The organism is Acinetobacter sp. G18 (genome assembly GCF_052660225.1).
Genome location: NZ_CP109658.1, coordinates 3,219,365 through 3,232,076, shown reverse-complemented (window position 1 = coordinate 3,232,076; position 12,712 = coordinate 3,219,365). Strand labels below are relative to the sequence as shown.

The window sequence follows — 12,712 nt, the reverse complement described above, 5'->3', positions numbered from 1 at the left end:
TTCGACCTATGAAAAAAGCTACTCAGTCCAAAGCGTGGACAACGGTTCAAATTGCACGTCATCCTGATCGTCCGCAATTTCTAGATTATGTCGGTGAAATCTTTACAGAGTTTGATGCCTTGCATGGTGATCGTTTGTTTGGTGACGATGGTGCGATGGTAGGTGGTCTTGCTCGTTTTGACGGTCAACCTGTGATGGTCATTGGACAACACCGTGGTCGTAGTACCCGTGAAAAATTAAAGCACAACTTTGGTATGGCGAACCCAGAAGGTTACCGTAAATCTCAGCGTTTATTAGATATGGCTGAGCGTTTTAATCTTCCAGTCTTTACATTTATTGATACTATGGGCGCTTACCCAGGTGTTGGTGCTGAAGAGCGTGGACAAGCTGAAGCAATTGCAACGAGTCTTGCTCAACTTTCAAGTTTGAAAGTTCCTGTAGTTGCAACAGTACTCGGTGAAGGCGGTTCTGGTGGTGCTTTAGGTATTGGTGTTGCTGACCGAGTAATTATGCTATCTCATAGTATTTATTCTGTTATTTCACCAGAAGGCTGTGCATCTATTTTGTGGAAGACTGCTGAAAAAGCTGCTCAAGCAAGTGAAGCTTTAGGTTTGACAGCAGATAAGCTGCAATCTTTAGGTATTGTTGAATATGTAGTAGATGAAGGCGAAGGGGCTCATTTAGACCCTGAGCGTGTTATGCAAAATCTAAAAGTAGTTTTGAAGCAAGCTTTAGATGAATTGCTACCAATGGATGCAAATGAACGATGCGAAGCACGTTATCAACGTTTAATGAAGTTTGGCAGCGAAAATTTAGGCATAGCGTCTTAAAGCAGTCTCAAGAGTTTTCAGAGAATAGCTCTTTTCTTATTGGATGTAGTGGCGGCATGGATTCAATGCTGCTGCTACATTTGATGTCTCAAATTTTCCCTCAAAAGATCCGAGTAATTCACATTGATCATCAACTGCAAGAACAAAGTGCAGAATGGTCGAAACTAGTTGCCAATCAAGCAATAAGTTTAAATATCCCTTATATTATTCAAAAAGTCCAAGTTACTGATGGTAATTTGGAAGCTCAAGCACGTCAGGCACGTTATCAAGCTTATCTACAGCATTTACAACCTAATGAAACTTTAGTGCTTGCACACCATCAACAAGATCAAGCCGAAACAGTTATATTAAGATTGTTGTCAGGAGCTGGTGTTGATGGACTTGCTGCTATGCAGTCTATTGACTATCGTGTGGATATGGCGATTTGGCGTCCTTTTTTAGATTTAACTCGTGAACAAATTGCTGCTTGGACCGCTCAACTTGAAATTGAGTATATAAATGATCCTACAAATTATGATATTCATTATGATCGGGCATGGTCACGTGAAGAGCTTTGGCCACTCTTACAAAGCCGATTTCCAAAAATGCAGCAGGCTTTAAGCCGAACCAGTTACCTGATGCAAGACGCTTCTGAAATTTTAGAAGAAGTTTTAAAAGTTGATTTAGAGCATTGTGGCACGGCTGAGTGTTTAGATTTAACTAAATTACTAGAGTTGACATCTGCACGTCAGCGTCAATTACTTTCTGTTTGGATGAAAGGTGATGGACAATATCGGCCTGCATTTGAAATGGTTGAGCGGTTAAAGAGTGAAGTAATTAATTCAAAGTCTGATGCACAAGCCGCTTTGCACTGGAATCAGTTTTACTATGTCCGTTATCAAAATTACCTTTATAGATTAAGTAAGCAAGATTTTCTTGCTGAAACATTAAATCCGGTTGAAGCTGAACTCGAGCATATATTTAAATTAGAAGAAAAATGGCAGGGGGCTTCTGGACTTTTTCATATTCTGTCTAAAGAAATTGGTTTGAGTCATTCTTTATTAAATAAAGAATTGAAAATAATTCGACGTCAAGGCGGTGAAAAAGTCCATTTATACGGTCGTATTGGGCAATGGCCGTTAAAAAAAGCAATTCAAGAAGCACATATTTTGCCTTGGCTTCGTCATACAATTCAAATATTAGTCATAGATAATGTTATGCTTGGGGTTTTTACACCGAAAGGATTTTGGTTGGCTCAGTCTCCGTATTGTGAGCAAGGAGGATGGCAACCAGATTTAATTTCTCATTCTTGTGATCTGGTAAATGGCGAATATGGTTATGACAAGTGCAGTAAATAGTAATATCTGTTTTATTGGTGGTGGTAATATGGCCCAAGCGTTGATTGGTGGCCTGATTTCAAGAGGTTTACCGCCAACACGTATTACCGTTTCAGATCCAGTTGAACAAATCCGCCATTTATTACAAGAAAAAGAAGTTCATGTAACACAAGATAATGTGGCTGCAATTAAAAATGCTGATGTCGTTGTATTGGCAGTAAAACCACAAGTTTTGGCAACTGTTTTGCGTCCTCTAAAAGGGCTTTTAGCAGATAAATTGGTTATATCAATTATTGCTGGTGCTGAAATTCAAACGATATCAAACTTAATTGATAGCAATCGAATTGTCCGAGTTATGCCAAATACGCCAGCCCTCGTTCAAACTGGTGCGCATGGTATCTATGCAAATGATGTGGTGGGTTCTGCGGATCGTGAATTAACGAGTCAAATTTTAGCAGCCACAGGCTTAACAATTTGGGTAAACTCCGAAGCTCAAATTGATGCGGTAACAGCGGTTTCTGGCTCAGGTCCTGCATATTTTTTCTATCTCATGGAAAGTATGATCCGTGCTGGTAAAAATTTAGGACTTGATGAAAAAGTTGCCACTGCTTTAACTCTTCAAACGGCATTAGGTGCAGCTCAAATGGCGATTACGAGTTCAAATACTCCATCTGAACTTCGTAAGAATGTGACATCACCAAATGGTACGACACAAGCTGCACTTGAAGTTTTTGACCGTGCACAAATCTCCCAAAATATTCAATCTGCATTGGCTGCTGCACAGAAGCGTAGTCAAGAGTTGGCTCAAGAACTGAGTGACAGTGCAAAATAGCTTAAATAGGATAAGACAACTATGGGTGCAAATTCTGCGCTAATTTTTGGAATTTTAATTAATGTCGCGATTTTATTGGTCTTTTTCCGTTTTTTAATGCAATTGGCGGCAGTAAGTCCTTATAATCCTGTGGTTTTATCGACAGTAAAAGCGACGAAAATTGTTGATATTTTTGGCCGAATTTTTCCAACGGTCGCAAAAGGCCGATTCAATTTAGCCGCGTTAGTTCTTTTAATTATTTTATATTTACTGAAAATTTTCGGTGTAATGTATCTTTCAGGTTCAATGCCAAATAGTCCGATTCATTTAGTGATTCTGACATTTGTGACCATGATTCAAGATTTGATTCGTTTCTGCCGTTATTTAATTTTTGCGACAATCATTTTGAGTTGGGTGGTTATGTTCACTCAATCGCGTTCACCTTATATTGAGGTGATTCAAGATTTAGCTGAACCATTACTGGCACCATTCCGTCGTTTGTTGCCTAATATGGGAATGATTGATTTATCTCCAATTTTGGCATTCTTGGCACTCTATATTGCCGAGATCTTAATGAATGAAGTCGCTAAAGTTCTTTTAACTGGACTCTAAGTTGAGACGATAAAAAAAGGGCTGTATTTCACAGCCCTTTTTTATTGGTTTATTGATGACTTAGTGCGCGTCATCCCAGTTTTGTCCTTGCCCAACTTCAACCACTAAAGGTACGGAAATTTCTACAACAGATTCCATGACTTTTGCGATTTGTTTTGAAAGTTCCTCAGCAATATTTTGATTAGCTTCAAATACTAATTCATCGTGTACTTGAAGTAGTAGTTTGGCTTGATCTTTTGGCAAGATTTTATCAACTTCAATCATTGCAAGTTTAATAATATCAGCCGCACTACCTTGTAAAGGCGCATTAATTGCAGCACGTTCGGCAGCCTTACGCACCATCACATTTCGTGCATCAATATCAGGTGTATATAGACGACGACCTAAAATGGTTTCAACAAAGCCTTGCTCTGATGCAACTTGACGTGTGCGTTGCATATATTCATAAATGCCAGGATAGCGCTGGAAATATTGCTTAATATAATTTTGCGATTCTTGACGTGTGAAGCCTAATTGACGAATTAAGCCAAACTCAGACATACCATACAGTAGACCAAAGTTAACTGCTTTCGCTTGGCGGCGTTGGTCATTAGTCACATCTTCAATTGCAATACCCAATACTTCTGCTGCCGTACGACGGTGAACGTCTTGACCATGTTGGAACGCGTGTACCAATGCTTCATCTTGAGAAAAATGAGCCATTAAACGAAGTTCAATTTGCGAGTAATCGGCCGCTAGTAAAACTCGCCCTTCTGGTGCAATGAATGCTTTACGAATTTGACGGCCAATTTGTCTACGAATTGGAATATTTTGTAAGTTCGGATCGGAAGAGGAGAGACGACCTGTTGCTGTGAGTGCTTGGTGATAACTCGTATGTACGCGATGCGTATCGTTATGAGATTGCTCAACTAAACGGTCAGTATAGGTACTTTTAAGTTTTGCTAAACCGCGATGCTCTAGAATAATTTCCGCTAAAGGATGTTCTATTTTTTCTAAAACACTTTCACTGGTGCTGTATTGCCCAGTTGCAGTTTTTTTACCACCTTTGATTCCTAATTTATCAAATAGTATTTCGCCGACTTGTTTAGGTGAAGCAATATTAAAAGTTTCATCTGCAATTTCCATCGCTTGATTTTCAAGCCCTTCCATTGTTTTTGCAAATTCAACGCTTAACTTGTCTAAGAATGCATGATCTAGTCGAATACCATCTTCTTCCATGCCTGACAAAATTCGGGCAACTGGCATTTCAATGTTATATAAAATATTTTCTAGCTCAGGATGTGCTTTGAGCTTACTTGAAAGAACTTCATATAAACGATAGGTCACATGTGCATCTTCGGCTGCATAATGAGCAGCAACTTCAATCTCAATTTGATTAAAAGTCTTTTGTTTAGCACCCTTACCAGCAATTTGTTCAAAAGTAGTGGTCAAGTGACTTAAATAGACACGAGCTACGTCATCCATGCCGTGACGAGTTGCTGCTGCATTTAATACATAAGATGCCAGCATGCTATCGAAGTACCAGCCTTTAAGCTCTATACCGTGGTTTGCAAAAATATGGGCGTCATATTTAAGGTGATGACCAATTTTTTTAACTGCTTCATTTTCTAGCACAGGCTTAATTTGCGCTAGAATTTGTTCACGGTTCAGTTGTTGTGGTGCATTTTCATAGTTATGCGCTAAAGGCACATAGTAGGCATCTTGTGCATCAAAGGCGACTGAAAAACCGACCATCTCTGCAATACGGTAATCAAGACTTGTGGTCTCTGTATCAATAGCAAAATGATCGGCATTTTGCATGCGTTGCCAGAGTTGATCCCAAGCTTCTTGAGTTAAAACAGTATGATAATTTGCAGTTCCAAGCTGGTCATCTTGACTAGTTAAGCTGGCGTGATCTTCGGTTTCTATCGTTTCAGCAGGTTTAACTTCATTTTGAACCACTGTCTGTGAAGCTTGCTGTTTGTAGCTTGAACTATTGGGGTTGTTTGGATGATCAAGCGATTGTAATTGGTTTCTAAACTCAAGCTCAGTGTATAGATTACGCAAAGCCTCTACGTTTGGATCAGTAAGCTTTAACTCATGCCAGTCGAGTTCTAAAGAAAGATCGCAAACAATACTTGCCAATTGATGATCAAGCTTAATGTTATCTAAATTGTCTTTAATATTTTGGCTCAGTTTGCCTTTAAGCTGTTCTACATTAGCAATGATATTATCTAAAGTGCCATACTCGGTCAGTAACTTAGCTGCTGTTTTTGCTCCCACGCCAGGCACGCCCATAATACCGTCAGATGCATCGCCCATTAGAGTCAAGTAGTCGATAATCTGATTTGGCCAAACACCAAACTTCTCAAATACGCCGTCGGTGTCCATTACACGGTCTTTAAAGCTATCTTCTAATTTTACATGGTCATTGACGAGCTGAGCCATGTCTTTATCTCCAGTTGAGATAAGGACATGATGGCCCTCGAGTACGGCACGTTTAGCAAGTGTACCGATAATGTCATCAGCTTCAGCACCCGGAAGGCTATATAAAGGAATCCCTTGAGCTTTAATCAATGCATGCAAATATGGAATCTGTTGAGATAACTCTTCAGGCATGGTTGGGCGATCACCTTTATAAATAGGTGAAAGCTTATGACGGAAAGTTGGCTCAGGCGTATCAAAAATGACAGCCATATGTGTTGGCTGCATACGGCGCATTAATTTTTGAATGGCAGAAATTGCCCCACGTATTGCATTGGTATGTAACCCTGTAGAGGTCGTCAATGGTGGTAATGCATGATATGCACGAAATAAAAAATAGGACCCATCAACCAAGACAAATGGTGGCATTGAACAATTCCTTAATTTGAATTAGGGGTATTTTACGTGAAAATGGCTATGAATGCAGGATTATGATTTTTGCAGTATTTTGTATGAATAAATATACGCTTGTATTGGCTTGAAGTAATATGACATGTAATGAAGCTGTTATATTGCTAAGCCCATGTATAAAAAAGACAAACAGGGAATGATCGTCGTTTTGATCGCTTTGACTTTGTTTTTAGCCATTTCAATTGGTTTTAAATTTCAAAGCGCCGTTGTTGCTTTATCTATTGCGCTCACTGTCATATTAGTTCAATTTTTATCAAATTTGCATCAGCGTTTAATTCATTTAGAACAACAGTTTTCTCAGCAGAAAACGCCACTTTATTCTATACACATACAAAGAACAGTAATTTATGCAGCCGCCTTGGTTGCATTAGTTGCTTATATCAATCATTGGATGTGGATTGCTGGTGGGGCATTACTGGTTTTATTATTATGTTTGATTCAAACTATTAGTACATTTCATACTCGTCTATTGTTCCTTGAGTCAGCAAAACAAACTGTTCGTGTAAACGATACTCTACAAACAGAAGCTATAACTCCAGCGATAGAGCAAGTTGATCCAAAAAATATCGTTGAGCCAGTCAAGCCAGCTCTACCTGAAACAATAGCTTTAAATCAAGAACAACAAATAGCTCCTGTACATGCCGCATGGTGGCAACCAGCAGTCGATTGGATGGTTCATGGCAATCCAATTTTAAGAGTTGCTGTCGCTGTACTGATGGTTGGAGTAGTGTTGTTATTACGTTTTGCAAGCGAGCACTGGCAGTTAAGCTTAGGTGTAAAACTTGGTTTTATTGCTCTTGCTGGAGGTGTGTTAACAGCATTTGGGTATACCTTGCAAAAGAAAAACCAGCTTTTTGCTGTGGCATTGCAGGGTGTAGGACTTGCGGTTGTATTCCTGACGCTTGTGTTCTCACATCATTTTGGTGTAATTGCCAATATCACTACAGCGAGTATTTTATTTGCTATTTTATTAGCAATTACGGTATTCCTGAGCTTAAAACAACAAGCAATTTATTTAGCAATATTAGCACTCGGTATGGCTTATGCGGCTCCTTTAGTTATTCCACAATATCGCCCAGATGTAATTTTTCTATTTAGTTATTACTTCGTCATTAATCTTGCAGTGGCTGCTGTTAATTTTATTCAGCCTTGGAAAATCCTAAATCAGATTGCTTTCTTTGCCACGATGTTTATTGGTGGTAGTGCAATCGCATTTTATGCTGAGCCAGCAAAATTTGACACATTAGACTGGATCTTATGGTGTCATATTGCTTTGTTTATTTGGTTAAGTGTTCGTTATAGCCAAAATATATCGCGGGTTTCAGAACATGATAAACAAGTGGGTATTCGCTTACCTCCACTGTTAGATGTTGGTCTTATTTTTAGTGTTCCTGTATTAGGCTTTACGCTTCATGCCTATTTAGTTCATGAATCTACGCAAGCATTAACAATTGGTGCTGCTGTCTTGGCGGGCACCTATGCGGTATTAACTTATTGGATTAAAAAATCCCATCCTCAACTTTCAGTTCTTGCCAAAAGCTTTTTCATTCTTTCCGTTGCATTTTTTGCCTTAATTTTTCCACTCGCGAAAGGGGCACATTGGACAGCAATTGGTTGGGTTGCTCAAGGTACAGCTCTTATTGTATGGGGTGTCACTGAGCGCTACCGTTTAAGCCGATATATTGGGGTAGTTTTAGTTTTACTTAGCTCACTTGCACTGTTTTATCAGGTTTGGGCAAATGAAGAGTTCCCAACGCTAAGCACTAGCATTTATGCAATTGCTCAATTCATTTCAGCTTTTTATTTACTGCAATACAACAGTAAAGAACAACGTTATTTCAGTGCAAGCATGTTTAGTGGCATTTTCTTATGTCTAGGTATGTATGCGGGTGCTGTAGCAGGTGTAGAAATAATGGCATGGCATCATCATGCATTAAGCCCATATTTGATGTTTGCCATAGCCCTAATCGCAATATTTAGTGCAGTTATTCATTATAAGCTTCGCGTCCAATGGGAAAGTTTACAGTTACTTTTAATTAGTCTGTTACTGTTACTAATTTTGGGTGAAGCCTTTACAAGTCAAGTTTTTACGTTGTTTAAATGGGTAGATTCATTACAGCAAATTACTTTCCTTGTTAGTACTATTCTTCTTAGTGGTTTATTTATTATCGCTCAACCGCAGTCGGGGGAGTCTAGCTACTTAAAAGTCTGGGCTGGTTTAAGCTGGTTAGTATTAGCGATAGTGGGTATGGCTATTTTTCCGCAAATGCCAATTGTGGCTTTGGCTTTTGTTCCAGGGGGGTATTCACTTTGGGCATATAAAGCTCATAAAACGACGTTGTTGCATCAAATTCCGGTGTGGTGTTTGAGCTTATTGTGGTTGCTTGCGATGAGTGTTGATATTCATTCTGCCGAGTACCTATATTTTGTTCCTTTATTTAACTTAACTGACTTACTTTCAATTGCGGGATTTGCAGGCCTACTCTTTATTATTTATCAACATGATTTTGATCAAGATAAGTCACTGGAGTGGACTTTTAAAATTACAACAATTTTAGTGGGACTGTTAGTGTTCAGTAGTGTGGTCGTTCGGGGCTTGCACCACTACTGGGCGACACCACTATGGAGCGTGGCAATTTGGACAAATGGAATAGTCCAATTAAGCCTGACACTACTTTGGGTTATTTTGGCATTTGTATTGACCACATACTCTAGTCGGAAAATGATTCGTCAACTCTGGTTTGTAGGTGCAGCACTTTTAGGGATTGTTGTATTAAAGTTGATTTTGCTTGATCTATCGCAAAGTGCAACATTAACTCGAGTTATTTCATTTATTGGAGCAGGTGGGGTAATGTTGATAATTGCTTATCTTGCACCATTACCACCATCATCCTCTGTGCAGAAGAATCAAGAGCCTAAGCTTTAGGCTCTCGTTTTAACTCTTTCTGGTTGCTGTATTGATCGATATCATCTTCAGCAAAAACACTAGATGGACGATCAATTAATCCCATTTTAGGAACAGGAATTTCAATTTGATTATCTAAAAAGCCATTTCGGATACGTTCTTGCATTTCATCTCGAACTTTTAAAGAATTTTCTTGGCGGCACCACATTGCAAATAAAAGCTCAATCGATGACTCTCTAAATGCAGTTACAGTTACCGCAGGTTTTGGGTCATCTAATACGAGTGGATAATTCGCTGCCACATTTAGTAAAACTTCGCGAACTTTAATAATGTCTTCGTGAAAGTTAATGGCGAGTGTAATTGGAATACGCCGTATTGGATATTTAGATAAGTTGTGTACAGGTGCACGAATAAGTTGTTCATTCGGCAAACGAATATAAACATTGTCGAGCGTGAGTAGCTTAACCGAGAGTAGGTCAATTGAAATGACTTCACCTTCAATGGTATTGCCACGAATGAGGGTAATTTGAATGGTATCACCGACTTCAAATGAACCTTCTCCAATCAAAAATAGACCACTAATTAAGTTACTGGCTGATGTTTGTGAAGCAAAACCAAGTGCTACTGTTAAAATCCCTGCCGCTCCAAGGAATACACTAAGTTTAAATCCTGCCTCTTTCAAACTCGTCATAATGAAGAGTAAGAAAATAAAATAAAAAATACCACGACGCCACACTAAACGTTGATGAGCATTAAAGCGTGAACCAATAGTTCTAATAAATGTATTTGAAATAATGCGTGCAAGAACAAAACCAATAAAGCAAAGCACAACACCGACTAAAATTTCACTAATACGTTCGGTATTAATATTGGTAAATATACTTTTGAGGCTATCAGCGATATCCTTAGGAATACTTGTATCAGCCATATAAACCTCTTAAAAGAATGAATCAAACATATTGAATAATGCTCCACCAGGTGAACGTGGTGGGTGAACATAGGTCACTTCACCAGCAAGAGGTGGCGTACGATTTTCAATACGAATACGGGCAGGACGGTCAGAGCCCTCATAATAAACTTTAATTTGAGAAGTCCATAAACGACCAGTACTTTCACTGTAAAAAAGAGGTAGGGCAGTTACTGGTACATTCATACGATCAAAGCGTAATTGATGGTTACTGGTATTGTGAAAATCAATGGGTGTAACCGCACGAAATGCACGTGGTGTTAACAAGTTTAAATCGGTACGTCCATCAACAGAGGTTGCATAGCAAATTTCACCTTGCTGCGCATTAGGCCCAAACCATGTATCTTTAGGCTGAATTACAGGAATTTCAAATAAAGGCTCATGCTGACTTTCAACTAAACCAGCAATCCAGAGAGGCGTACTAATATAAAGTGTTCCTCGCTGACCTGCTGGAATATAAATCGGATCAACAGGTTTAATAACAACAGAACGATCTGCCAGACGTGGCATAAGTAAAAATTCTGAATTGGTCTTTCGAAACATATACCGTTCGACTTGAACATTGTGTGGAAAAGCAAAGTGTGGGTCGGCAACTGAGTGCCAATCTTGCTCATTATCATCTTGAAGAGAAGGACGATAATATTCAATACGCCATTCTTTTATGCCACGCGTTAAACGAAAGAGCATTGAACCAAATTGCCATGCTTTGGATTGGTTAATTTCAAAGTGCTGTTCACCCCACCATTTTAAAGAATTTTGGGGGCTAGGCTGATATTCATTATTTTCAAACAAGACGTAAAATTCCTCTACCGAGTTGTTAAACAGACTTCACGCTGTAATCTGCTTAGAGTACACTCAAAATCATCTTACTCATCATTATAAATTGTGATGCAAATATTGAAACAAATACAAGTTCCATATAGTTTTGCCAAGCGTCATGGTGTTTTATTTCGTTATGACGGTGATCAAGTTTTTATTGTTAGACGTCAAAATACAGAAAAAATTGCATTGCAGGAAGCAAGACGAATTTTGGGGAAGCCTGCACATTATCAGTTATGTACTGAACAAGATTTTAATAGCCTATTAAGTACGAGTTACGCAGGCGACACTGGGGAGTCGCAACAAGTTGCGGCTGGTTTAGAAGATCATCCAGATTTATTGAGTCTTGCAGATCAAGTTCCTGAAACAGAAGACTTAATGGATCAAGAAGATGATGCTCCTATTGTCCGTCTTATTAATGCATTACTTTCAGAGGCAATTCGGGTAGGGGCTTCAGATATTCATATTGAAGCTTTCGAAAAGAAATTATCTGTTCGTTTACGGGTAGATGGTCAATTGCGTGAAATTGTACAGCCACGCCGTGAACTAGCTCCGTTACTTGTTTCACGTATTAAAGTTATGGCGAAACTCGATATTGCCGAAAAGCGTGTACCGCAAGATGGACGTATTTCTTTACGTCTTGCTGGCCGTGAAGTTGATGTCCGTGTTTCAACTTTGCCATCGTCACATGGTGAAAGGGTTGTTATGCGTTTACTCGATAAACAAGCGGGTCGACTCAATATGACTCACTTGGGCTTAATGTCAAATGATTATGAACGTTTAACGCAATTGGTACATCGTCCACACGGCATTATTTTAGTCACAGGGCCTACGGGTTCGGGTAAAACAACAACTTTATATGCAGCTCTATCTGATCTAAATGACAATACCCGAAATATCTTAACTGCTGAAGATCCTATCGAATATCAACTCGAAGGTATTGGTCAAACCCAAGTGAATACCAAAGTAGATATGACATTTGCTCGTGCTTTAAAAGCAATGTTACGTCAAGATCCTGATGTGGTGATGGTGGGCGAGATTCGTGACTTGGAAACTGCTGAAATTGCAGTACAAGCCTCGTTAACAGGTCATTTGGTTTTATCTACACTACATACCAACACTGCTATTGGAGCGGTTACTCGTCTTAAAGATATGGGGATTGAACCCTTCTTATTATCAAGCTCTTTAATTGGGGTGGTTGCTCAACGTTTGGTTCGTACTTTATGTCCACATTGTATGACATGGCGTGAAGCCGATACTTTTGAAAAGCAGGTTTTTCAACATATCTCGCATGAGCCAGCTTTAAAGTTACCTGAAGCCAAAGGGTGTGATCATTGCTCACATTTAGGGTTTAATGGTCGTACGGCTATTTATGAAATTGTACCTGTTGATGAACCTATGCGTCGCCTTATTCATGGCAATGCCGCTGAATATGAATTAGAAAACCATGCTCGTCAGTATTCAGGCTCAATTCGTGATGATGGTTTACGTAAAGTGCTTTCGGGTAAAACTACACTTGAAGAAGTGCTGCGAGTAACCAATGAGGCAAGTGAAGCATAATTTGGAAGATATAAAAAA

Annotated in this window: 9 protein-coding genes; 6 read left to right on the top strand and 3 right to left on the bottom strand. The window is 39.2% G+C overall.

What is annotated here, in order from left to right:
* Positions 1-8 precede the first annotated feature (8 nt).
* Genes NE363_RS15265 through NE363_RS15250 form a run of 4 tightly spaced genes read left to right on the top strand, consistent with a single transcriptional unit; the run spans position 9 to position 3,569 of the window.
* Positions 9-830, top strand: coding sequence for an acetyl-CoA carboxylase carboxyltransferase subunit alpha (locus tag NE363_RS15265; protein ID WP_004698563.1), 822 nt, complete (start codon positions 9-11; stop codon positions 828-830).
* Positions 767-2,167, top strand: a complete 1,401-nt coding sequence (gene tilS, locus NE363_RS15260) for a tRNA lysidine(34) synthetase TilS (protein WP_445535392.1) — start codon at positions 767-769, stop codon at positions 2,165-2,167. The genes NE363_RS15265 and tilS overlap by 64 nt, the downstream gene beginning before the upstream one ends.
* Positions 2,142-2,978 (top strand): pyrroline-5-carboxylate reductase, encoded by an 837-nt coding sequence (gene proC / locus NE363_RS15255; RefSeq protein WP_191108061.1) that lies wholly within the window; start codon positions 2,142-2,144, stop codon positions 2,976-2,978. The genes tilS and proC overlap by 26 nt, the downstream gene beginning before the upstream one ends.
* A gap of 21 nt (positions 2,979-2,999) precedes the next feature.
* Positions 3,000-3,569: a YggT family protein gene (locus tag NE363_RS15250; protein ID WP_002054582.1), complete on the top strand. Its 570-nt coding sequence runs from the start codon at positions 3,000-3,002 to the stop codon at positions 3,567-3,569.
* Between the two features lie 60 nt (positions 3,570-3,629).
* On the opposite strand, the gene polA is transcribed toward NE363_RS15250, so the two are convergent.
* Positions 3,630-6,401 (bottom strand): DNA polymerase I, encoded by a 2,772-nt coding sequence (gene polA / locus NE363_RS15245; protein WP_445535391.1) that lies wholly within the window; start codon positions 6,399-6,401, stop codon positions 3,630-3,632.
* 154 nt (positions 6,402-6,555) lie between these two features.
* On the opposite strand from polA, the gene NE363_RS15240 reads away from it, so the two are divergent.
* Positions 6,556-9,369: a DUF2339 domain-containing protein gene (locus NE363_RS15240; RefSeq protein ID WP_445535390.1), complete on the top strand. Its 2,814-nt coding sequence runs from the start codon at positions 6,556-6,558 to the stop codon at positions 9,367-9,369.
* On the opposite strand, the gene NE363_RS15235 is transcribed toward NE363_RS15240, so the two are convergent.
* Both NE363_RS15235 and NE363_RS15230 read right to left on the bottom strand, forming a co-directional pair.
* Positions 9,359-10,276 (bottom strand): mechanosensitive ion channel family protein, encoded by a 918-nt coding sequence (locus tag NE363_RS15235; protein ID WP_445535389.1) that lies wholly within the window; start codon positions 10,274-10,276, stop codon positions 9,359-9,361. The two genes, NE363_RS15240 and NE363_RS15235, sit on opposite strands and share 11 nt — an antisense overlap.
* Before the next feature lie 9 nt (positions 10,277-10,285).
* On the bottom strand, positions 10,286-11,107 hold the full coding sequence (locus NE363_RS15230) for a hypothetical protein (protein ID WP_445535388.1): 822 nt from the start codon (positions 11,105-11,107) through the stop codon (positions 10,286-10,288).
* Between the two features lie 96 nt (positions 11,108-11,203).
* On the opposite strand from NE363_RS15230, the gene gspE reads away from it, so the two are divergent.
* Positions 11,204-12,694: a type II secretion system ATPase GspE gene (gspE, locus tag NE363_RS15225; protein WP_445535387.1), complete on the top strand. Its 1,491-nt coding sequence runs from the start codon at positions 11,204-11,206 to the stop codon at positions 12,692-12,694.
* Positions 12,695-12,712 lie beyond the last annotated feature (18 nt).